Consider the following 21,470-nt stretch of genomic DNA (forward strand, 5'->3'; position numbering starts at 1 on the left):
CGCCCCCACACCCAAAACCGCAGGTCCGCGCAGCACAACACCACCACCAACACCACCCCCGCACCGCCCCCCGAACACCACCCGAACCACTCCCGCACGACACGAGTACCGAATGGGCAGGTTACGGAAGCCCTCCAGATAGGTAGGGTCTCAGTAGGTCGTCGGCTCTCTTCGTGAGGAGGTGACGGGGCGTGGCCGCTCGTGACGATGCTGGGGCGCGCAGGGCGCAGCACGACAAGGAGGTCAAGGACCTCCAAACGCAGATCTCCTTCCTGGAGGAGGAGATCTCCGTGCTGCGCCGCAAGCTCGCGGAATCCCCGCGCCAAGTACGTGTCCTAGAAGAACGCCTCCATGAGGCACAAGCGAACCTGGCCGCAGTGACGGGCCAGAACGAGCGACTCGTAGCGACCCTCAAAGAGGCTCGCGAACAGATCGTGGCGCTCAAGGAGGAGGTCGACAGGCTCGCGCAACCACCCTCCGGATTCGGGGTCTTCCTCGAAGCCCGCGACGACGGAACCGTCGACATCTTCACCGGCGGACGGAAGCTGCGCGTCAACGTCAGCCCCGCCGTCGACGCCGACGAACTCCAACGCGGCCAGGAGGTCATGCTCAACGAGGCCCTCAACGTCGTCGAAGCACTCAAGTTCGAAGAGCAGGGCGAGGTCGTCATGCTCAAGGAGCTCTTCGACGACGGCGAACGCGCCCTCGTGATCGGGCACACCGACGAGGAACGCGTCATCAAGCTCGCCGAACCACTGCGCGGAGTCCCCCTCCGCGCCGGCGACTCCCTGATGCTCGAACCCCGCTCCGGCTACGCCTACGAGAAGATCCACAAGGCCGAGGTCGAAGAGCTCGTCCTCGAAGAGGTCCCCGACATCTCCTACGAGGAGATCGGCGGGCTCGGCTCGCAGATCGAGATGATCCGCGACGCCGTCGAACTGCCCTACCTGCACGCCGACCTGTTCCGCGAGCACAAGCTCCGGCCCCCCAAGGGCGTCCTGCTCTACGGACCGCCCGGATGCGGCAAGACCCTCATCGCCAAGGCCGTCGCCAACAGCCTCGCCAAGAAGGTCGCCGAGCAGACCGGCAAGGAGGGCAAGAGCTTCTTCCTCAACATCAAGGGCCCCGAACTCCTCAACAAGTACGTCGGCGAGACCGAGCGGCACATCCGCCTGGTCTTCCAGCGCGCCCGCGAGAAGGCCTCCGCCGGAACCCCGGTCATCGTCTTCTTCGACGAGATGGACTCCATCTTCCGCACCCGCGGATCCGGCGTCTCCTCCGACGTCGAGAACACCATCGTCCCGCAGCTGCTCAGCGAGATCGACGGCGTCGAAGGGCTGGAGAACGTCATCGTCATCGGCGCCTCCAACCGCGAGGACATGATCGACCCCGCGATCCTGCGGCCTGGCCGGCTCGACGTCAAGATCAAGATCGAGCGGCCCGACGCCGAGGCCGCCAAGGACATCTTCTCCAAGTACATCCTCACCGGCCTCCCGCTGCACCCCGACGACCTCAAGGAGCACGGCGGCTCCGAGGAGGCCACCGTCGAGGCCATGATCCAGCGGACCGTCGAGCGCATGTACACCGAGAGCGAGGAGAACCGCTTCCTCGAGGTCACCTACGCCAACGGCGACAAGGAAGTCCTGTTCTTCAAGGACTTCAACTCCGGCGCCATGATCCAGAACATCGTCGACCGCGCCAAGAAGATGGCCATCAAGCAGTTCCTCGACACCGGCCAGAAGGGCCTGCGCGTCAACCACCTCCTCGCCGCCTGCGTCGACGAGTTCAGCGAGAACGAGGACCTGCCCAACACCACCAACCCCGACGACTGGGCCCGCATCTCCGGAAAGAAGGGCGAGCGGATCGTCTACATCCGCACCCTCGTCTCCGGCACCAAGGGCGCCGAAGCCGGCCGGTCCATCGACACCGTCGCCAACACCGGCCAGTACCTGTAACCCGCACCACACCGAACGGCCACGCGGCGGCCGCCCCACCACCGGGGCGGCCGCCGCACGCCGTCCGCACCCCCGAACGGCCCCGCCCCGCGCCCCGACACGCCCCCGGGAAGCACCGGCCCCATGGCTCCACCCTCCCGGCCCCGATAGGCTCGACGATATGAGTGTTCGGCGGGTGATGGGCATCGAGACCGAGTACGGCATCTCCGTACCCGGACAGCCAGGGGCCAACGCGATGGTGACCTCCAGCCAGGTCGTCAACGCCTACCTCGCGGCATCGGCGGCACGGGCCCGCAGGGCCCGCTGGGACTTCGAGGAGGAGAACCCCCTCCGCGACGCCCGTGGCTTCGACCTCGCCCGCGAGGTCGCCGACCCCACCCAGCTCACCGACGAGGACCTCGGCCTCGCCAACATCATCCTCACCAACGGCGCCCGGCTCTACGTCGACCACGCCCACCCCGAGTACTCCGCGCCCGAATGCACCAACCCCCGCGACGCCGTCATCTGGGACAAGGCCGGCGAACGCGTCATGGCCGACGCCGCCGCCCGCGCCGCCATGGTCCCCGGCACCCACCCCATCCAGCTCTACAAGAACAACACCGACAACAAGGGCGCCTCCTACGGCTGCCATGAGAACTACCTCATGCGCCGCGAGACCCCCTTCGCCGACATCGTCCGCCACCTCACCCCCTTCTTCGTCTCCCGCCAGGTCGTCTGCGGCGCCGGCCGCGTCGGCATCGGCGTCGACGGACGCGGCGACGGCTTCCAGATCAGCCAGCGCGCCGACTTCTTCGAGGTCGAGGTCGGCCTCGAGACCACCCTCAAGCGCCCCATCATCAACACCCGCGACGAACCCCACGCCGACCCCGAGAAGTACCGCCGCCTGCACGTCATCATCGGCGACGCCAACATGGCCGAGCTGTCCACCTACCTCAAGCTCGGCACCACCTCCCTCGTCCTCGCCATGATCGAGGACGGCTTCCTCACCGTCGACCTGTCCGTCGACATGCCCGTCGCCGCCCTGCGCGCCGTCTCCCACGACCCGTCCTGCAAGCACCTGCTCACCCTGCGCGACGGCCGCAAGATGACCGCCGTCCAGCTCCAGATGGAGTACCTCGAGCAGTCCCGCAAGTACGTCGAGGACCGCTACGGCGCCGACGTCGACGAGATGACCAAGGACGTCCTGGACCGCTGGGAGTCCGTCCTGCACCGCCTCGGCGACGACCCCATGCAGCTGTCCCGCGAACTCGACTGGGTCGCCAAGCTCGCCCTCCTCGAGGGCTACCGCAGCCGCGACGGCATCGACTGGTCCCACCCGCGCCTGCAGCTCGTCGACCTGCAGTACGCCGACATCCGGCCCGACAAGGGCCTCTACAACCGCCTGGCGTCCCGCGACCGCGTCGAGCACCTCATCACCGAGGCCGAGGTCGAGCACGCCATCGACGACCCGCCCGAGGACACCCGCGCCTACTTCCGCGGCCGCTGCCTGCGCCAGTACGCCGACTCCGTCGCCGCCGCCTCCTGGGACTCGGTCATCTTCGACGTGCCCGGCCGCGAGTCGCTGCAGCGCGTCCCGACCCTGGAGCCGCTGCGCGGCACCAAGCAGCACGTGGGCGCCCTGCTGGACCGCTGCCGCACCGCGGCCGACCTCGTGGCCACGCTGACCGGCCAGAGCTGAGCCGGGCCCCTCCGGGGCTGACACGCGGGCGCCGTCCGGATCTTGGACGGCGCCCGTTGGATAGTGCCACTATCGAGTGGCGTCCCGCGCTGACCTGCGGCGACGGGCGATGTCGCGGTTTCGTGACCGCTTTGCCTGTTTCACCGGTCGGCGGACGGGCGATAACCGGATCAGGCCCCCGATGCCTAGAGCGACTGGACGAAACGGACCATAAGATCCGCTCGTCTACGAAGATCGGAGATAGGGTCGGGGTACCGGCAAGAAGCGGAGGTACGGAATGGCCACGAAGGACACCGGCGGTCAGAAGCAGACCACCCGGCGCACGGAAGAGGTCGAGGAGACCGAGGCCACGACCACCGAAGACGTCCAGGAGCGGCAGGAGAAGCTGACCGACGACGTCGATTCAATTCTCGACGAAATTGACGAAGTCCTCGAAGAAAACGCAGAGGAATTTGTTCGTGGGTTCGTGCAAAAAGGCGGACAATAATACGATAAATCCGGACATGTCCGAATCGCTCGGGAAATGAATGGCGTCCGGTAGCGCAGACCATTAAATGGGCGGCCAAGGATGTGGGCGAGACTGATAAAGTCTCGCCCATGTCCACGAAAAGGTGCCGTGACTGCGGCGAGGTCAAGCCGGTCACCGAATTCTGGAAGCGGAAGGCGTCCGCGGACGGTCTCGCGCTCTACTGCAAGGAGTGCTTCGGCCTGCGGAACGCCTCCTGCTACCGGGGGAAGCGGGCCGTGCAGGGCAAGGAGGCCCGCCCCTATCGGCGGCATTCGGCCGTGCCTGAGGGGATGAAATACTGCGCCCGGTGCGAAACGGTCAAACCGGTGAACGAGTTCGGCAGCAACCGGGCGAAGGGAACGGGCATCGCCGCGTACTGCAGGCCTTGCCATAACAAGGTCATCGCCGAGTACAAGCGCGAGCGATACGGCGGCCAGCGCAACTACATGCTCCAGCTCCGTTACGGGGTGACCGAGCAGGAGGTGGAGCGGATGGTCGCCGAGCAGGGCGGCGTCTGCGTCATCTGCCTGCGGGCTCCGGCGAAGCACGTCGACCACAGCCACCTCACCGGCCTGGTCCGCCGGATCCTCTGCTTCAGGTGCAACGGCGGGCTCGGCCAGTTCCACGACGACCCCGCCGTGCTCCGCCTGGCGGCGGACTACCTGGAGCTGCGGGGGCCGCACGCGCGAAGGATGCGGATCGAAATCGGGGCTCCGGTCTTCGGTGGACCGGATCGCGTCCGGTGGGATCCGTCCTGGAGGACGCGCGGGAACAGCCTGCAGTCCGCGCGGCACTACCACCTGCGGCAGAAATACGGGATCAACGACGAGGACGCGACATGGCTCCGTAGCGTGCAGGTCGGCTACTGCGCCGTCTGCTGCGACCAACCGGCGGAACATGTCGATCATGACCACGACACCGGTGCGGTGCGCGGTCTTGCCTGCACCGGCTGCAACAGCGGCATGGGGCAGCTGCGTGACGACCCGATCGCGCTTCGGCGGGCGGCAGATTACGTGGAGGGGTGGCTCGTCCGGACGGTGTCGGCGGCGGATGGCGGGACGCGGTTGTCGTTGACGGTTCCGGACGTCGACCCGGCGACGGTGCCGAAGGGCGGGTGGAAGGAGTTCTGGGAGGAGGACGGCCGGTACCGCAAGGAGACGCTGCCGTTCGACGAGGAGCTCGACATGCCGACGTGGGTCGGGACGGACGAGGAGGGTTCGTTCGTGTACTCCTGACCGCCCTCGGAGCGTGGACGAATGACGACACGCGCGCGCGGCGAGCCGGCCGTGCGCGCGTGTCGTCTGTGCTGATGGATGGGTGTTCGTGGGGGAAGGTTCGCCGTGGGCTGACGCGGTGGTGGATCACGCGGCATGCGCCGGGCGAGGGTTGAACAGTAGGGTCGTAGTCGTCTGCGCCGGTGGGGTATGTGAGGGCACCGGCGCCTGGTGGAGGGAAGGGAGTCGCGTGGCGTCCCACGATTCGCACACCGGACGTCTGCCGGGGCTGTTCACGAGCCCGGATACGTCTTCGTTCACGGAGTTCCTGGGGGTGTACTCGCCGGAGCTGCTGCCGGGCCGGCGCGCGGTGCCGGTGTCGCCGGTGGGGGACGAGATCCCGCATGGGACGACGATCGTCGCGGTGAGCTTCCCCGGCGGGGTGGTGATGGCGGGGGACCGGCGGGCGACGGCGGGGAACGTGATCGCGCAGCGGGACATCGAGAAGGTGTTCCGGGCGGACGAGTTCTCGGCGATCGCGATCGCGGGGACGGCCGGGATCGGGATCGAGATGGTCCGGTTGTTCCAGGTGGAGCTGGAGCACTACGAGAAGCGCGAGGGCCGGACGCTGTCGGTGGAGGGCAAGGCGAACCGGCTGGCGACGATGGTGCGGCAGAACCTGGCGATGGCGATGCAGGGGCTCGCGGTGGTGCCGCTTTTCGCGGGCTATGACGAGGAGCGGGACGGGGGGCGGATCTTCTCCTATGACCCGGCGGGCGGCCGGTACGAGGAGCGGGACTTCCACTCGATCGGTTCGGGGTCGGTGTTCGCGCGGGGTGCGCTGAAGAAGCTGTACCGGGCGGATCTGTCGGCGGAGGACGCGGCGCTGGCGTGCGTGCAGGCGCTGTACGACGCGGCGGACGACGACTCGGCGACGGGCGGTCCGGATCTGGCGCGGCGGATCTTCCCGGTGGTGGCGTCGGTGACGTCGGACGGGTACCGCCGGCTGGGTGAGGACGAGGTGGGCGCGCTGGCGCAGGCCGTCGTGGATGGACGTTACGACTCGCCGGGCGGTCCGACCGCCCCGCTGCGATAGAAGGGATCCGACCGGTGTCCATGCCGTTCTATGTGTCGCCCGAACAGCAGATGAAGGACAAGGCGGACTATGCGCGTAAGGGGATCGCGCGTGGCCGCAGTGTGGTGGTGCTGCAGTACGACGACGGCATCCTGTTCGTGGCGGACAATCCGTCGCGTGCGCTGCACAAGATCAGTGAGATCTATGACCGGATCGCGTTCGCGGCGGTGGGGAAGTACAACGAGTTCGAGAATCTGCGGCTGGGCGGTGTCCGGTACGCGGACATCAACGGGTACCAGTACGACCGTCGCGACGTGACGGCGCGGGGGCTGGCGAACGTGTACGCGCAGTCGCTGGGGACGATCTTCACGGAGACGAACAAGCCGTACGAGGTGGAGCTGGTCGTCGCGGAGGTCGGTGAGGATGCGGACACGGACCAGATCTACCGGTTGACGTTCGACGGGTCGGTGGCCGATGAGCACGGTTACGTGGCGATGGGCGGTCAGACGGAGTCGGTGGCGCAGGCGCTGAAGGACGGGTACGAGGAGGGGGCGTCGCTGGAGGGGGCGCTGCGGACGGCGGTGCGGGCGCTGGAGGCGCAGGATTCGGATCGGCGGCTGGAGGCGAAGTCGCTGGAGGTGGCGGTGCTGGACCGCAATCGGGAGCACCGGTTGTTCCGGCGGTTGCCGGCGCGGCGGATCGAGGAGTTGCTGGCGGAGGGCGCCGGCGGTTCGGGTTCGGGGTCGTCGGAGTCGGAGTCGGGTTCGGGGCCGTCGGTGGCGGATGTGGACGATGTGCTGGAGGACGGCGGGAAGGACTGATCCGCTGTCCGGGGGCGCCTGGTGAGTGTGGCGCCTGGGTGAGTTTGGCCCGTCGTGGCCGGGTGGTGTGGTGCCGTCCGGCCGCGGCGGGTTTGTTTCATGCGGGAAACGGTGGGCTTTTGAGACTGCCAAGTCGGGGCCGGGCCGCATAGGGTCATGGTGTGGACAGGCGCATCTTCGGGCTTGAGAACGAGTACGGCGTCACCTGCACCTTCCGGGGGCAGCGGCGGTTGTCACCGGACGAGGTGGCGCGCTATCTGTTCCGCAGGGTGGTGTCCTGGGGCCGGAGCAGCAACGTGTTCCTGCGCAACGGTGCGCGGTTGTACCTGGATGTGGGGAGTCATCCGGAGTACGCGACGCCGGAGTGCGACAGTGTCGTGGACCTGGTGACGCATGACAAGGCGGGGGAGCGGATCCTGGAGGGTCTGCTGGTGGATGCGGAGCGGCGGTTGCGCGAGGAGGGCATCGCCGGCGACATCTACCTGTTCAAGAACAACACCGATTCGGCGGGGAACTCGTACGGGTGCCATGAGAACTATCTCGTGGGGCGTCATGGGGAGTTCGGTCGGCTTGCGGACGTGCTGATCCCGTATCTGGTGACGCGGCAGATCATCTGCGGCGCGGGGAAGGTGCTGCAGACGCCGCGGGGTGCGGTGTACTGCGTGTCTCAGCGGGCGGAGCACATCTGGGAGGGCGTGTCGTCGGCGACGACGCGGTCGCGTCCGATCATCAACACGCGGGACGAGCCGCACGCGGACGCGGAGCGGTTCCGGCGCCTGCACGTGATCGTCGGTGACTCGAACATGAGCGAGGCGACGATGCTGCTGAAGGTCGGGGCGACCGACCTGGTGCTGCGGATGGTGGAGGCGGGGGTGGTGATGCGTGATCTGACGCTGGAGAACCCGATCCGGGCGATCCGGGAGGTCAGTCACGACATGACGGGGCGGCGGAAGGTGCGGTTGGCGAACGGGCGCGAGGCGAGTTCGCTGGAGATCCAGAAGGAGTACTTCGGGAAGGCGCGGGACTTCGTGGACTCGCGGGGCGGGGACGCGACGTCGAAGCGGGTGCTGGATCTGTGGGAGCGGACGCTGCGGGCGGTGGAGACGGGCGATCTGGACCTGGTGTCGCGTGAGATCGACTGGGTGATGAAGTACAAGCTGATCGAGCGGTACCGGCGCAAGTACGATCTGCCGTTGTCGTCGCCGCGGGTGGCTCAGCTGGATCTGACGTATCACGATGTGCACCGTGACCGGGGGCTGTACTACCTGCTGGAGAAGCGGGGCTCGGTGGAGCGGGTGTCGCGGGATCTGGACATCTTCGAGGCGAAGTCGGTGCCGCCGCAGACGACGCGGGCGCGGTTGCGGGGGGAGTTCATCCGCAAGGCGCAGGAGAAGCGGCGTGATTTCACGGTGGACTGGGTGCATCTGAAGTTGAACGATCAGGCGCAGCGGACGGTGCTGTGCAAGGACCCGTTCCGGTCGGTGGACGAGCGGGTGGACAAGCTGATCGCGGGGATGTGACGGCGGGCCGGGTGCCGTCGCAGTGGTCGGCGGCCCCCGGTGCCGGTGTGGCGGGGGTGAGTGGCGTGGTGTGCGCTACCGGCTGGTCACTTGGGTTGTAGGGTGAGCGCGCAGCAGCGCTCATCACCCCTCGAAGGACCCGTATGCGCCGTCGTGTTCTCCGTCGTGTCGTCGCCCTGTCCGCCGTCGCCGTGCTGGCGGTGCCGCTGGTGTCGGGGTGTTCGGGTGGTTCGGATGTGAAGGTGTCGGTGAAGGGCGCGTTCGGGCGTCTGCCGGAGGTGTCGTTTCCGAAGGGCGGTCCGGAGGGGTCGCTGGCGGTGAAGACGCTGAAGGAGGGGAAGGGCGCGGCGGCCCGCAAGGGTGATCTGGTGATGGCGGACTATGTGGGGTACCGCTGGAACAAGTCGGGCAAGAAGCTGGTGGCGAGCAGTTACGCGGAGGGTCGTCCGGGGTTCTTCTCGACGTGGCAGTTGGTGCCGGGTCTGGTGAAGGCGCTGGAGGGGGCGCGGCCGGGGTCGCGGGTGGTGGCGCGGATTCCGCCGAAGGACGGGTTCGGGGCGTCGGGTGACGCGCGGCATCAGGTGGGGCCGGGGGACACGCTGGTGTACGTCCTGGACGTGCTGGGGGTGTATTCGGGGAAGGCGGGGCCGCACGGGCAGAAGCAGGCTCCGCTGGACGATCCTGCGTTGCCGAGGGTGGCGGAGGCGCCGGCGGGGCAGACGCCGGTGGTGACGGTGCCGAAGGTGGCGCCGCCGAAGAAGCTGCAGGTGCGGACGCTGGTGCGGGGGGACGGGCCGGTGCTGCGGAAGGGGCAGCTCCTGGCCACGCAGTATGCGGGGTATTTCTGGCGTGATGGGCGGGTGTTCAATTCGTCGTGGTCGGCGGGGCATCCGTTCGGTGTGGTCGTGGGGACGGGCCAGGTGATGAAGGGCTGGGATCAGGCGCTGCTGGGGCAGCGGGTGGGGAGCCGGCTGATGCTGGTGGTTCCGCCGTCGCTGGGCTACGGGTCGAAGGGGTTGGCGCAGTACGGGATCCGGGGGTCGGACACGCTGGTGTTCGTGGTGGATCTGCTGGGCGCGCACTAGGGGCCGCCGGGCGTTCTATGTTCTATCTCCGCTGTTCTTAGAATGGCGGAGTGGAGGACATCGAGGCGGTGGCGCTGCTCCAGGATCCGGTGCGGCGGCGGTTGTACGAGTTCGTGGTCGGGCGCGGCCGCGAGGTGGGGCGCAACGAGGCGGCGGAGGCCGCGGGGGTAGGGCGGACGCTGGCGGCGTTCCATCTGGACAAGCTGGTGGACGCGGGGTTGCTGGAGGCGGGGAGCCGGCGGTTGTCGGGGCGGTCGGGGCCGGGGGCGGGGCGTCCGGCGAAGGTGTACCGGCGGTCGGTGGTGGAGCGGGGGGTGTCGTTGCCGCCGCGCGATTACCGGACGGTGGCGGGGCTGCTGGCGGAGGCGGCGGAGCGGGCGGGGCTGGACCGGGAGCTGCAGGAGGCGGCGCGCCGTGAGGGCGTCGCGTCGGCGGCGGGGGAGCCGTGCGGTGATCTGGACGCGTTGGCGAAGGTGCTCGAGGCGCGCGGCTATGAGCCGGTCCGTGAGGACGGCGGGGACGGCGGCGGGCCGGTGCTGCGGATGCGCAACTGCCCGTTCCATGCGCTGGCGGAGCGGTTCCCTCCTTTGGTGTGCGGGATGAACCTGGCGTTGCTGGAGGGGCTCGTGGAGGGGTCGGGCGGTGTGCGGGTGCGGATGGACGCGCGGCCGGGGTGGTGCTGCGTGGTGGCCGAACCTTCTAAAAACAATCAGGATTGACATAGAAGTGGCGGGCATGGTGGGGTGGCGCCATGACCGAACATGAGGACGTTCGCGCCGGCTTCCATCTCGCCCAGTTCAACGTCGCCACGCTCCACTTCCCCCTGGACGACCCCCGGACCGCGGACTTCGTCGCGCTGCTCGATCCGCTGAACGCGCTCGCCGACGGGGCGCCCGGGTTCGTCTGGCGGCTCGTCGAGGACGGCCAGGCGGACGCGACGCGGATGCGTCCCGCCGGCGACGACGTGATCGTCACGTTCTCGGTGTGGGAGTCGAAGGAGGCGCTGTGGGACTTCGTGTACCGCAGCACGCACCTGGCGGCGATGCGGCGGCGCCGCGAGTGGTTCCAGCGGCACGCGGAGGCGCACCTGGTGATGTGGTGGATCCCGGCCGGGCACGTCCCGACGGTGGAGGAGGGCCTGGAGCGGCTGGCCCTGCTGCGCGCGCAGGGTCCGTCGCCGCGGGCGTTCACGTTCACGGCGTCCTACACGGCCGAGGAGGCCGTCGCCGCCGACGCCGTGGTGGACGGGGCTGTGGTGGACGGGGCCGAGCCCGCCACGCTGTGACGAGGGCGGCCCCGGGCGGGGTCAGTCGAGGAGGGCGGCGGTGTGGCGGCCCGCGGCGGCGGCGGTGAGGAAGTAGGGGAGGTCCTCGTCGAGGCGGCGGCCCATGGTGGACAGCCGGACGCCCCACTCCTTCTCGGCGGCCCTGAGGGTGTCGTGGAGGCCGTCGACGGGGACGGGGACGAGGGTGTGGCGGTCGCCGAGCGGGGCGGCCTCGGCGGCGACGCGGGCGCCGAACGCGCCGCCGAGTTCGGGGACGGGGACGTCGGCGCGGGCGAGGGCGACGCGGCCGTAGGCGGTCAGGGAGTGGTGCGAGACGCCGATGTGGCGCTCGCGCTTGTCGCCCTCGCTGACGCGCAGGGAGGCGACGGGGCGGCCTTCCAGCACGGATGCCGCGTTGACGGCCTCGCCCGCCGCGACGCCGGAGAAGCCCCATTTCGTGCCGGTGCCGAGGTTGCCGGGGCCCTGGGCGAGGACGACGGCGTCGGCGTCCAGCACCAGCCGCGCGGCGAGCAGCCCGGTGTGGACGGTGACGGCCTCCAGGTCGCCGCCGAACGCCTGCCCTGTGGTGACGGTGGCGGCGAGGGCGCCGGCGTCCTTGAGGCGGCCGATGGACATGGAGAACCAGGACGGCAGCGCGCCGCCGTCCGGCATGACGTAGACGATCCGGGCGCCGGGCCGTTCGGCGAGCAGCCCGGCGAGGATCGGCGGCAGCGCGGAGTGCAGGTCGGCGACGACGACGGGCATGCCGTCCAGGGAGTCGGCGTCGCGGAGGGCCTCGTGGTGGGGGGAGTCCTGCTCGTCGGCGCCGAGGACGGTGGCCTGCAGCGGGGTGTAGCGGGCCTTGACGAGGTGGCCGGGACCGGACGGGTCGGGCGGGAGCCGGTCGGGGACCGCGACGACCATGGCGTAGCCGCCGGTGCCGAGACCCATCGCCAAGGCCGTAGTGTTGAGCAGGACGGTGTCGCCGGGCTCGGGCCGTCCGACCAGGTCGGGGTAGGCCAGAGCGCGGTGCGCGCCGTCGCCTCCGATCACGACGTCGAGTTCGACCGCCCCCGGCCATTCGCGGCGGATGCCCTCTACTGTGCCTTTGCGCCATCGGATCACACCGGGAAACGGTAGCGTCCTGGGCGAGGAGCGGGGGCGCGATCGGGCCGGGAGGCCGGCGGGCGCCGCCGGAGGTCGCCGGAGCGGAGGGCGGAGCGTCAGGCTCCGCGGAAGGGGTTGGTGGCGAAGTGTCGCGGCGCAAGACCGAGCGCCTGCTGAATCTGGTGGTCTGCCTGCTCGCCACCCGGCGCTATCTGACCGCCGAGCAGATCCGGCGGGCGGTGCCGGGCTACCCGGACTCCGACGAGGCGTTCAAGCGGATGTTCGAGCGCGACAAGGAGGAGCTGCGCGAGCTCGGCGTCCCGCTGGAGGTCGGCAGCGACCAGCAGGGCGGCGGCGGCGAGGAGATCGGGTACCGGATCCCGCCGCAGGCCTACGAGCTGCCCGACATCCACCTGACGCCGGACGAGGCCGCGGTTTTGGGCCTGGCGGCGCGGGTGTGGCAGCGGGCGAGCATGGCGGAGGCCGCCTCCGGGGCGCTGCTGAAGCTGCGGGCGGCCGGGGTGGAGACGGACGTGGCCACGGCGGTGGGGGTGGAGCCGCGGGTGAACACCGGCGATCCGGCGTTCCCGGCGCTGTGGGAGGCGGTCCGCGACGGCCGTCCGGTGGCGTTCGACTACCAGGGGATCGGGCGGACGTCGGTGGCGCGCCGGCACCTGGAGCCGTGGGGCGTGGTGTCGCGGCGGGGCCGCTGGTACGTGGTGGGGTTCGACCGGGACCGCGAGGAGGAGCGGGTCTTCCGGCTGAGCCGCATCGTCGGCGAGGTGGCGCCGGACGGCCCCGACGGGTCGGTGACCGTGCCGGACGGGGTGGACGTGCGGAAGATCGCGTTCGACTGGGGCGACCCGGTGACCGAGCCGCGGCCGGCGACGGTGCGGCTGCGGGCCGGCGCGGCGCAGGGCGTGCGGCGGTGGGCGAAGGATGTGCGTCCGATGGCCGGCGACGGCGAGTGGGACGAGGCCGTGCTGACGTTCCGCGACGTGGACCGGTTCGCGCCGTACCTGGCGCGGTTCGGCGATGACGTGGTGGTGCTGGATCCGCCGGACCTGCGCGAGGCGGTCATCCAGCAGCTGAAGTCGGTGCTGGGGTGAGCGGGGCGATGGGCGAGACGAGAACCGGGAACACCGGCAGGCCGGCCGCGAAGGCCGCCAGGGCGGCGAAGGCGCCGGCGACGACGTCGACGGACCGGCTGGCGCGGCTGCTGGCGCTGGTGCCGTACGTGGTGAACCGCGACTCGGTGCTGCTGGGCGAGGCGGCGGCCGCGTTCGGGGTGACCGAGAAGCAGCTGATCGACGACCTGAACCTGCTGTGGTGCGTGGAGCTGCGGGCCCCGGACCCGTACTGCCCGATCGACCTGTCCTACGAGGGCGGGGAGATCACGGTGGCGGAGGCGGAGTCGATCGCGCGGCCGCTGCGGCTGAAGGTGGACGAGGCGTCGGCGCTGCTGGTGGCGCTGCGGATGCTGGCGGGCATCCCCGATCTGCACGACCGGGACGCGCTGTCGCGGGTGATCGCGAAGCTGGAGTCGGCGGCGGGCGCGGCGGCGGCGGTGTCCAGCAAGGTGGCGGTGGAGGTGGACGCGCGCGGCGGGTCGGCGGACTCGGCGCGCACCGGGCTCGGGACGCTGCGCGACGCGATCGCCGCGGGCCGCCGCGTCCACCTGCGGTACTACGTGCCGGCGCGGGACGAGAACACCGAGCGGGACGTCGACCCGATGCGGCTGCTGGTGGTGGAGGGCAACACCTACCTGGAGGGGTGGTGCCGCCGCGCGGAGGCGGTGCGGCTGTTCAAGCTGGACCGGATCTCGGACCTGGCGGTGCTGGACGTGCCGGCGCAGGTCCCCGAGGACGCCGAGCCGATCGACGTGGACGCGGGCCTGTTCCGGCCGTCGCCGCAGGACGTCGCGGTGACGCTGGAGCTGACCGCGCGGGGCCGCTGGGTCGCCGACTACTACCCGTGCGAGAGCGTGCGGGAGCTGGGGGAGGGGCGGCTGCGGGTGGTGCTGCGCACGCCCGACACCCGGTGGGTGCGGGGGCTGGCGCTGCGGCTGGGCGACCAGGGCCGGGTGGTGGCGCCGGAGTCGCTGGCCGAGGGCGTCCGCGACGACGCGTCCCGCGCGCTGGCCTTGTACGGGATGGCGTGACGGCGGGATCGCGCGGGATGGGGCGTGTCCGGGGCGGGTGCCGGTGGAGCATCGTGTCCCGGGATCGGCTACCGTGGCGGGCGTGACGTGGGTCGGAGTGTCGGTGGCGTTGGGCTTCGTCGGCCTCGCCGTGCTGGCCTGGTGCGCGTTCCGCGTCTACCTGGGCGTGCGGCGTTTCGGTCGTGAACTCGAGCGCACCAGACGGCGGCTCGCGCCCAAACAGTCGGCGCTGCGTGATGAACTGTCCGAACTCCAGGACGCTCGGGTGCCACAAGCGCCCGGGGACGGCGTACGATCGTCCTGAGGACCCCTGCTGAAGAGGAATGCCATGCTTGGTGGACTGGGCACGCCCGAGATCCTGATCATCCTGCTGGTCGTCGTGGTGCTGTTCGGCTCCGCGAAACTGCCGCAGCTCGCCCGGTCGCTGGGCAAGTCGGCGCGGATCCTGAAGGCCGAGACCAAGGGCCTGCGCGACGACGGCGACGACGTCGCCGAGCCGCCCGCGCCGCCGGCGGCCGCCGCCCCGGCCCCCGCCGACAGCGCCCGCGACAAGGCGGCGCGGCTGCGCGAGGAGGCCGCCCGGCTGGAGCGCGAGGCGGCCGCCGCCGAGGGCGCGCAGCGCGGCCGCGGCGCGCTGGCGTCCGGCGAGCCGATCGAGGGCGTGCCGGTGTCGGACCCGGGCCGGCTGCGCCAGGGCTGACCTGCCGCCCGAGCAGGCCGCGCACACCCCGCGCACACCCCCAGCCGATCCGAGCCCCGAAAGCCCGCCATGAAGCCCAGGCACGACACCGCCCCCGACGGCCGCATGCCGCTGATGGACCATCTGCGCGAGCTGCGTAACCGGTTGATCAAGGCGATCCTCGGGCTGCTGGCGGGCGCGCTGGCCGGCTGGCTGTGCTTCGGCCCGATCTGGGACTTCCTGAAGAAGCCCTACACGCGGATCCCGTCCGAGCACTGCCTGGCGGGCAAGTGCGACCTGGTCGTGCACGGGATCTTCGACGGGTTCTTCATCCATCTGAAGGTCGCGCTGATCGTCGGCGCGGTGCTGTCGTCGCCGATCTGGCTGTACCAGATCTGGGCGTTCGTGGCGCCGGGGCTGTACAAGCGGGAGCGCCGCTGGACGTACGTGTTCATGGCGGCGGCGGTCCCGCTGTTCTGCGCGGGCGCGGCGCTGGCGTACCTGACGATGGACAAGGGCCTGAAGATCTTCATCGGGCTCGCGCCGGGCGACACGACGGTGCTGGTCGGCGTGCAGGACTACCTGGGCTACGCCCAGGCGATGCTGCTGATCTTCGGGTTGACGTTCGAGCTGCCGCTGTTCGTGGTGATGCTGAACCTGGTCGGGGTCCTCACCCATGAGCGGATCCGCAGGTCGCGGCGGCTGCTGGTGTTCGGGGTGTTCGTGTTCGCCGCGGTCGCCACGCCCAGCCAGGACCCGTTCACCATGCTGGCGCTGGCGCTGCCGACCGTGGTGCTGTTCGAGTTCGCCGAGGTGCTGGCGTACTTCCACGACCGCCGCAAGCTGCGCCGCCCCGACCCCGACGCGGGCCTGTCCGACGACGAGGCGTCCCCGCTGGACCTGGAGGCGATCGACGCCGAGCTCGAGGGCGGCGGCCGCGCCCGCTGACCCGCCGGCCGGGCGCCGGCGAGCGAGCGGGCCCGGGCGGTCGTTCCCTCGGAGGGGCGGTAGGGGTTCTGGTGGGGCGCGCGGGAAAAGCGGTCCCGAATTGGGAATCGGGCCCGTCGAAACCGTAGGCTCGATGGCATGACCTCCCCCGACACCGCGCAGGCCGCGCAGAGCCCGGCCCAGCGGTACGCGGCCTACCGTTCGCGCACCGCAGGGAACGGCCCGGCCCTGCTGGACTTCCGCACCCTGTACGACTTCGAGCTGGACGCGTTCCAGATCGAGGCGTGCCAGGCGCTGGAGGACGGCAGCGGCGTGCTGGTCGCGGCGCCCACCGGGTCCGGCAAGACCGTGGTGGGGGAGTTCGCGGTCCACCTGGCGCTCACCGGCGGCACCAAGTGCTTCTACACCACGCCGATCAAGGCGCTGTCGAACCAGAAGTACGCCGACCTCGTCCGCCGCTACGGGCCCGGCAAGGTCGGGCTGCTGACCGGCGACAACAGCGTCAACGGCGAGGCGCCGATCGTGGTGATGACCACCGAGGTGCTGCGCAACATGCTGTACGCGCAGTCGCCGACCCTGGCCGGGCTGGCGTTCGTGGTGATGGACGAGGTGCACTACCTCGCCGACCGGTTCCGCGGCGCGGTCTGGGAAGAGGTGATCATCCACGTTCCGGACTCGGTGCGGATCGTGGCGCTGTCGGCGACGGTGTCCAACGCCGAGGAGTTCGGCGAGTGGCTGCACGAGGTCCGCGGCGACACCGCCGTGATCGTGGACGAGCACCGGCCCGTCCCGCTGTTCCAGCACATGCTGGTGGGGACGCGGCTGTACGACCTGTTCGTCGACACCGGCAAGGGCAAGGACCGGCAGGCCCGGCTGAACCCGCAGCTGACGCGGATGGCGGTGGAGGAGGTCCGCCGCGCCAAGGTCAACCAGGGGCGCCGCACCGGCCGCCGGCGGGCGCCGCGGCCGCAGCGGTTCCGGCCGCCGGCCCGCCCCGACGTGATCGAGCGGCTGGAGCGGGCGGGGCTGCTGCCGGCGATCACATTCATCTTCAGCCGCGCCGGCTGCGACGCGGCGGTGCTGCAGTGCCTGCACGCGGGGATCCGGCTGACCTCCAAGGAGGAGGCCGAGGAGATCCGCGCGCACGTCGAGCTGCGCACCTCCGACATCTCGCCCGAGGACCTGCGGATCCTCGGCTACACCGACTTCCTGGAGGCGCTGCAGCGAGGCGTCGCCGCGCACCACGCGGGGATGCTGCCGACGTTCAAGGAGATCGTCGAGGAGCTGTTCACCCGCGGCCTGATCAAGGCGGTGTTCGCCACCGAGACCCTCGCGCTCGGCATCAACATGCCGGCCCGCACCGTGGTGATCGAGAAGCTCGACAAGTGGAACGGCGAAGCCCACGTCGACCTGACGCCGGGCGAGTACACGCAGCTGACGGGCCGTGCCGGGCGCCGCGGCATCGACGTGGAGGGCCACGCGGTGGTGGTGTGGGGTCCGAGCGTGGAGCCGGCGTCGGTCGCCGGGCTCGCCGGCACCCGCACCTACCCGCTGAACTCCAGTTTCCGGCCGTCCTACAACATGGCGGTGAACCTCGTCGGCGCCGTCGGGATCGAGCGGGCGCGGACGCTGCTGGAGGAGTCGTTCGCGCAGTTCCAGGCCGACCGGGCCGTGGTGGGGCTGGCGCGGCAGGTCCGCAAGAACGAGGAGGCACTGGAGGGGTACGCCAAGGCCGCCGAATGCCATCTCGGCGACTTCATGGAGTACGCGGCGATGCGGCGGCGGCTGTCGGACCGGGAGGCGGAGCTGTCGCGGGAGCGGTCGTCGTCGCGGCGCGCCGAGGCCGCGAGGTCGCTGGAGCACCTGCGGCCCGGTGACGTGATCCTGGTGCCGTCGGGGCGCCGCTCCGGGCTCGCGGTCGTCCTCGACCCGGGGGTGGGGCGCCGCTCGGACGGGCCGGCGCCGCTGGTGCTGACGGTGAACCGGTCGGTGCAGCGGCTGTCGATCCAGGACTTCCCGCGCGCCGTGGAGCCCGTCGACCGGATCCGCATCCCCAAGTCGTTCAGCCCCCGCAACCCGCAGGACCGCCGCGACCTGGCGTCCACGCTGCGCAACAAGGTGCCCGACGACGCCCGGGAGCGGCGCCGCGGCCGCGGCGACTCCGCGGCCCCCGACGACGCCGAGATCGCCCGGCTGCGCGCCGAGCTGCGCGCCCACCCGGTGCACGGCTGCGACAAGCGCGAGGACCACGCCCGCTGGGCCGAGCGGTACCACCGGCTGGACCGCGAGACCGAGCAGCTGCGGCGCCGCGTCGAGGGCCGCTCGCAGGTGATCGCCCGCACGTTCGACCGGGTCTGCGCCGTGCTGCAGCAGCTCGGCTACCTCGACGGCGACGACGTCACCGCCGAGGGCCGCCGCCTCGGCCGGATCTACAACGAGCTGGACCTGCTGACCGCCGAGAGCCTGCGCGCCGGGCTGTGGGAGAAGCTCGACCACGCCGAGCTGGCCGCGTGCGTGTCCGCGCTGGTGTACGAGTCGCGGCAGCCCGACGACGCGACCCCGCCTCGCACCCCGACCGGCCCGTCCCAGGACGCCCTGGCGGCGATGGTGCGGTTGTGGGGGGAGCTGGAGGCCGTCGAGCGCGACAACCGGGTGTCGTTCCTGCGCGAGCCCGACCTGGGGTTCGCGTGGACGGCGTACCGGTGGGCCAAGGGCGACGACCTCGACGAGGTGCTGCTGGAGAGCGACAGGACCGCCGGCGACTTCGTCCGCGCCGTCAAGCAGCTGCTGGACCTGCTCGGCCAGATCGTCGACGCGGCGCCGGAGAACTCCCACCTGCGCAAGACGGCGCGCCGCGCCATGGACGCGATGCGCCGCGGCGTGGTCGCCTACACCTCCGTCGGCTGATCGGGGGCGGTCTGATCAGGGTGGGCTGATCAGGCGTCCTGCTCGGCGGGCAGGGCGAGGTCGGCGGCGACGATGGACGCGAACGCGCCGCGGGCGATGATCGCCACCCACAGGACGGGGGCGACCGCGAGGAGGGCGACCCAGCCGAGCCCGTTGACCAGCGCCGAGGTCAGGACCGCGACGACGGCGGTGCCGCCGCCGATGAACGCGGCGACGAGCCCGGCGCGCAGCGGGCCCGGGCCGTCGGCGGCGGCGTCGGTCAGCCCGAACTGGTGCAGCACGCACATGATCAGGCCGAGCGAGCCGAGCGCGAGCGCGCCTGTCACGTACAGGGCGGCGGCGAGGCCGGAGGTGAGGAAGCCGCCGACGTGCGCGGCGATGGGCTCCAGGTCGCCGACGTTCAGGAACTGCGGGAACGCCCGGTAGTCGGCCCGGCCGGTGGACAGGAACCGTTTCCAGCCGTCGCCGTCCGGGCCGTGCACGACCGCCAGGCACAGCAGCAGGCATCCCAGGAGCACCTGGCAGGTCGCCCAGCGGATCCGCCCGGCGACCAGGAGGCCCCGCGTGACCAGGAACCCGGCGGCGGTCAGCGCGACCTCCCCGGCCGCCAGGGCGGTGAGGAAGCCGTGCGAGAGGTGGTCGCGGTACTGAAGCGTCGCCCACTGCGGATGCGCGGCGGTGACGACAAGGCTCGTCGGGACGAAGATCAGGACGCTGTAGGCCATCGCGAGGGCGAAGTGGCGGCCGCCGGTGGCGCCCGCGACGCGCGGCGCGCGGCCCGGGACCGGCTCGGCGGCACGCCCCGCCGCGTCCTGCCCGCCGCGGGTCTCCGGCTCGGCAGGCGAACCGGCGGCGTCCGCGCGGGCGCGGCGCGCGCCGCGCAGCTGGTGGGCGGCGGCCAAAGCGATGCCCGCGCCGGCCGCGTACGACCACGGAAGGTCGGCGTAGATGCCCAGCATGCGGCGGTCTCCGGACGGTCAGGGGCGGGCGTGCCGGCGGCGGTCGCGGCGGCTGGCGAGGGTGCGCTCGACGCGGTGCCGGGCGAGCCGGACCAGCAGCGGACGCGGCGGGCGGCGCAGGAACGCCGGGGTGAGGTGGTGCAGGTCGGTGGCGGTGCGCAGCACCATGTCCGCGGCGCGCCGCCGGTTGTGGGTCCAGGGCAGCCCGTACTGTTCGCGCAACGGCTCGGGCAGCAGCGCGGTCGTGACCAGGCGGAACACCATCAGCGCCGGGGCGAGGGCGCGCAGCCTGCGCGGGTACAGCACGGCGGCGGCGACCTCGCGGGCGGTGTCGGTGACCTGCAGCGACGCCACCGTCTCGGCCATGTAGGCGCGGAACGCCGCCAGGTCCGGCGGCTGGGCGTCCAGCGGGCAGCCGAGGACCTCCGCGACGATCCGCGCCTGCCGGTAGTACTCCTCGGCCAGGTCCGGCTCGTCGTCGCCGGGCCGCATCACGTGCTCGTAGATGTACAGGGCCGAGTCGATGAGGGTGGCGTTCACCCACAACTGCAGGTCCGGGTCGTTGCCGGAGTAGCCCTCGCCGCGGACGGCGGTGTGGATGCCGCGGACCTTCGCGGCGATCCGCGCGACCTGGTCCGGCGTCCCGAACGTGGTGACGAGCAGGAAGTCCAGGGTGCCGAACAGCCGGGCGAGCGGCCGGTCGGCGAAGTCGCTGTGCTCGGCGACGCCCCGGGCGACCGCCGGGTGCGCCAGCTGCATCAGCAGGGCGCGCCCGGCGCCGAGGCCGATCAGCGGCTCGGCGGCGAGGGCGCGCAGCACCTCCCGGTCGGCGAGCCGCTCGGCGAGCCGGTCGCCCGCCGGCACGGGGCCCGGCAGCCGAGCCGGGTCCGCCGGGACGGCGGCGGGCGAGGTGCGGGGCGTGGTCACGGGGCCTCCCGGTGGTCGGCGGCCTGGTCCTGCCGCCATCCTCCCGCAACTATTGGCAGGGCGTCAATAAAGCCGGGCGCCCGTGCGCGGCGCCGCGGTTCCTGTCGAATCGTCGCCCTTTATCGTGTCAACGCACGAAAACATGCCACAGGGCGGGTGACCGGTGGCACAATCGAGGCTTCTGTCAACCCCCGAGGGCAGTGGGACCGCCGGTGCGGCGCCGTGACGGCGGCCACCCGGGCCGCCCACGCGCTCTGCGAGAAAGGTCCAGCCCCGTGGCCATCCGCGACAAGATGCGCGCCAACGCGGCGCACGTCCTGCAGCCGGGCGAGAACGTCCAGGCAGTGTTCGGAGCCCAGACGACCAGCCAGTACTTCGCGCTGCTGTCCTACTGGATCATCCTGTTCACCAACGCCTACCGGGTCGTCGTCGTCACCGACCGGCGCATCCTGGTGTGCCGCTCCGGGCGGCTGCGCATGACCCCCGTCAACGAGGTGCTGCGCGAACTGCCCCGGCACACCCGGATCGGCCCGCCCTCCGGCCTGTGGTGGCGCTGCGACTCCCTCGGCGAGCGCCTCTACGTGCACAAGCGGTTCCACAAGGACATCAACGCCGCCGACGGCGTCCCCGCCTGACCGGAGCCCTGAACGGGAGCGCCAGGG

At 71.3% G+C, this 21,470-nt stretch carries 20 protein-coding genes; 17 read left to right on the forward strand and 3 right to left on the reverse strand.

What is annotated here, in order from left to right:
- Nucleotides 1-191 precede the first annotated feature (191 nt).
- The 10 genes from arc to QP089_RS47340 all read left to right on the forward strand — a co-directional run bounded on the left by arc (nucleotide 192) and on the right by QP089_RS47340 (nucleotide 11,141).
- Nucleotides 192-1,955 carry a proteasome ATPase gene (arc, locus tag QP089_RS47295; RefSeq protein ID WP_285921175.1) on the forward strand — a complete coding sequence of 588 codons (1,764 nt, stop codon included), beginning with the start codon at nucleotides 192-194 and terminating at the stop codon, nucleotides 1,953-1,955.
- 160 nt (nucleotides 1,956-2,115) lie between these two features.
- Nucleotides 2,116-3,633 (forward strand): depupylase/deamidase Dop, encoded by a 1,518-nt coding sequence (gene dop / locus QP089_RS47300; protein ID WP_285921176.1) that lies wholly within the window; start codon nucleotides 2,116-2,118, stop codon nucleotides 3,631-3,633.
- A 277-nt stretch (nucleotides 3,634-3,910) separates the two neighbouring features.
- On the forward strand, nucleotides 3,911-4,120 hold the full coding sequence (locus tag QP089_RS47305; protein ID WP_067638008.1) for a ubiquitin-like protein Pup: 210 nt from the start codon (nucleotides 3,911-3,913) through the stop codon (nucleotides 4,118-4,120).
- Nucleotides 4,121-4,230: 110 nt separating this feature from the next.
- Nucleotides 4,231-5,376, forward strand: a complete 1,146-nt coding sequence (locus tag QP089_RS47310) for an endonuclease VII domain-containing protein (RefSeq protein ID WP_285921177.1) — start codon at nucleotides 4,231-4,233, stop codon at nucleotides 5,374-5,376.
- 229 nt (nucleotides 5,377-5,605) lie between these two features.
- Nucleotides 5,606-6,451 carry a proteasome subunit beta gene (gene prcB / locus QP089_RS47315; RefSeq protein ID WP_285921178.1) on the forward strand — a complete coding sequence of 282 codons (846 nt, stop codon included), beginning with the start codon at nucleotides 5,606-5,608 and terminating at the stop codon, nucleotides 6,449-6,451.
- Between the two features lie 20 nt (nucleotides 6,452-6,471).
- Nucleotides 6,472-7,251, forward strand: coding sequence for a proteasome subunit alpha (gene prcA / locus QP089_RS47320; protein WP_285921206.1), 780 nt, complete (start codon nucleotides 6,472-6,474; stop codon nucleotides 7,249-7,251).
- 161 nt (nucleotides 7,252-7,412) lie between these two features.
- Nucleotides 7,413-8,771: a Pup--protein ligase gene (pafA, locus tag QP089_RS47325; RefSeq protein WP_285921179.1), complete on the forward strand. Its 1,359-nt coding sequence runs from the start codon at nucleotides 7,413-7,415 to the stop codon at nucleotides 8,769-8,771.
- Nucleotides 8,772-8,914: 143 nt separating this feature from the next.
- The gene (locus QP089_RS47330) at nucleotides 8,915-9,856 is read left to right on the forward strand and encodes an FKBP-type peptidyl-prolyl cis-trans isomerase (protein WP_285921180.1); all 942 of its coding nucleotides are present in this window, start codon (nucleotides 8,915-8,917) and stop codon (nucleotides 9,854-9,856) included.
- A gap of 50 nt (nucleotides 9,857-9,906) precedes the next feature.
- Entirely contained in the window at nucleotides 9,907-10,575 is a 669-nt protein-coding gene (locus QP089_RS47335) for a helix-turn-helix transcriptional regulator (protein ID WP_285921181.1), read from the forward strand.
- Between the two features lie 32 nt (nucleotides 10,576-10,607).
- Nucleotides 10,608-11,141 (forward strand): DUF3291 domain-containing protein, encoded by a 534-nt coding sequence (locus QP089_RS47340; protein ID WP_285921182.1) that lies wholly within the window; start codon nucleotides 10,608-10,610, stop codon nucleotides 11,139-11,141.
- A 21-nt stretch (nucleotides 11,142-11,162) separates the two neighbouring features.
- Here QP089_RS47340 and QP089_RS47345 read toward each other — a convergent pair whose 3' ends face one another.
- Nucleotides 11,163-12,245 carry a DUF3866 family protein gene (locus QP089_RS47345; RefSeq protein WP_285921183.1) on the reverse strand — a complete coding sequence of 361 codons (1,083 nt, stop codon included), beginning with the start codon at nucleotides 12,243-12,245 and terminating at the stop codon, nucleotides 11,163-11,165.
- 128 nt (nucleotides 12,246-12,373) lie between these two features.
- On the opposite strand from QP089_RS47345, the gene QP089_RS47350 reads away from it, so the two are divergent.
- From QP089_RS47350 to QP089_RS47375, 6 genes are all read left to right on the forward strand, one after another.
- Nucleotides 12,374-13,336 (forward strand): helix-turn-helix transcriptional regulator, encoded by a 963-nt coding sequence (locus tag QP089_RS47350; protein WP_285921184.1) that lies wholly within the window; start codon nucleotides 12,374-12,376, stop codon nucleotides 13,334-13,336.
- A gap of 8 nt (nucleotides 13,337-13,344) precedes the next feature.
- Nucleotides 13,345-14,388 carry a helix-turn-helix transcriptional regulator gene (locus QP089_RS47355; protein ID WP_285921185.1) on the forward strand — a complete coding sequence of 348 codons (1,044 nt, stop codon included), beginning with the start codon at nucleotides 13,345-13,347 and terminating at the stop codon, nucleotides 14,386-14,388.
- Nucleotides 14,389-14,470: 82 nt separating this feature from the next.
- A complete protein-coding gene (locus QP089_RS47360; protein WP_285921186.1) occupies nucleotides 14,471-14,692 on the forward strand; it encodes a hypothetical protein in 222 nt (73 codons plus the stop codon).
- A gap of 24 nt (nucleotides 14,693-14,716) precedes the next feature.
- A complete protein-coding gene (tatA, locus tag QP089_RS47365; protein ID WP_285921187.1) occupies nucleotides 14,717-15,088 on the forward strand; it encodes a Sec-independent protein translocase subunit TatA in 372 nt (123 codons plus the stop codon).
- Nucleotides 15,089-15,157: 69 nt separating this feature from the next.
- Nucleotides 15,158-16,015 (forward strand): twin-arginine translocase subunit TatC, encoded by an 858-nt coding sequence (gene tatC / locus QP089_RS47370; protein ID WP_285921188.1) that lies wholly within the window; start codon nucleotides 15,158-15,160, stop codon nucleotides 16,013-16,015.
- 138 nt (nucleotides 16,016-16,153) lie between these two features.
- Entirely contained in the window at nucleotides 16,154-18,922 is a 2,769-nt protein-coding gene (locus QP089_RS47375; RefSeq protein ID WP_285921189.1) for a DEAD/DEAH box helicase, read from the forward strand.
- A 29-nt stretch (nucleotides 18,923-18,951) separates the two neighbouring features.
- On the opposite strand, the gene QP089_RS47380 is transcribed toward QP089_RS47375, so the two are convergent.
- Complete coding sequence (locus QP089_RS47380; RefSeq protein WP_285921190.1) at nucleotides 18,952-19,881, reverse strand: hypothetical protein; 930 nt, start codon at nucleotides 19,879-19,881, stop codon at nucleotides 18,952-18,954.
- Between the two features lie 18 nt (nucleotides 19,882-19,899).
- Nucleotides 19,900-20,808 carry an oxygenase MpaB family protein gene (locus QP089_RS47385; RefSeq protein ID WP_285921191.1) on the reverse strand — a complete coding sequence of 303 codons (909 nt, stop codon included), beginning with the start codon at nucleotides 20,806-20,808 and terminating at the stop codon, nucleotides 19,900-19,902.
- Between the two features lie 275 nt (nucleotides 20,809-21,083).
- On the opposite strand from QP089_RS47385, the gene QP089_RS47390 reads away from it, so the two are divergent.
- Nucleotides 21,084-21,443 carry a hypothetical protein gene (locus QP089_RS47390; protein WP_285921192.1) on the forward strand — a complete coding sequence of 120 codons (360 nt, stop codon included), beginning with the start codon at nucleotides 21,084-21,086 and terminating at the stop codon, nucleotides 21,441-21,443.
- The last annotated feature ends 27 nt before the right edge of the window (nucleotides 21,444-21,470 follow it).

Source organism: Actinomadura opuntiae (assembly GCF_030283205.1).
In the GTDB taxonomy this organism is placed as follows: domain Bacteria; phylum Actinomycetota; class Actinomycetes; order Streptosporangiales; family Streptosporangiaceae; genus Spirillospora.

Excerpts from the sequence above, each read along its gene's own strand:
- QP089_RS47305 (WP_067638008.1), top strand. The coding sequence starts at position 3,911 with ATGGCCACGAAGGACACCGGCGGTCAGAAGCAGACCACCCGGCGCACG.
- QP089_RS47375 (WP_285921189.1), top strand. The coding sequence starts at position 16,154 with ATGACCTCCCCCGACACCGCGCAGGCCGCGCAGAGCCCGGCCCAGCGG.
- tatC (WP_285921188.1), top strand. The coding sequence starts at position 15,158 with ATGAAGCCCAGGCACGACACCGCCCCCGACGGCCGCATGCCGCTGATG.
- QP089_RS47355 (WP_285921185.1), top strand. The coding sequence starts at position 13,345 with ATGGGCGAGACGAGAACCGGGAACACCGGCAGGCCGGCCGCGAAGGCC.
- dop (WP_285921176.1), top strand. The coding sequence starts at position 2,116 with ATGAGTGTTCGGCGGGTGATGGGCATCGAGACCGAGTACGGCATCTCC.
- tatA (WP_285921187.1), top strand. The coding sequence starts at position 14,717 with ATGCTTGGTGGACTGGGCACGCCCGAGATCCTGATCATCCTGCTGGTC.
- QP089_RS47380 (WP_285921190.1), bottom strand. The coding sequence starts at position 19,881 with ATGCTGGGCATCTACGCCGACCTTCCGTGGTCGTACGCGGCCGGCGCG.
- QP089_RS47310 (WP_285921177.1), top strand. The coding sequence starts at position 4,231 with ATGTCCACGAAAAGGTGCCGTGACTGCGGCGAGGTCAAGCCGGTCACC.
- QP089_RS47340 (WP_285921182.1), top strand. The coding sequence starts at position 10,608 with ATGACCGAACATGAGGACGTTCGCGCCGGCTTCCATCTCGCCCAGTTC.
- prcA (WP_285921206.1), top strand. The coding sequence starts at position 6,472 with ATGCCGTTCTATGTGTCGCCCGAACAGCAGATGAAGGACAAGGCGGAC.
- QP089_RS47330 (WP_285921180.1), top strand. The coding sequence starts at position 8,915 with ATGCGCCGTCGTGTTCTCCGTCGTGTCGTCGCCCTGTCCGCCGTCGCC.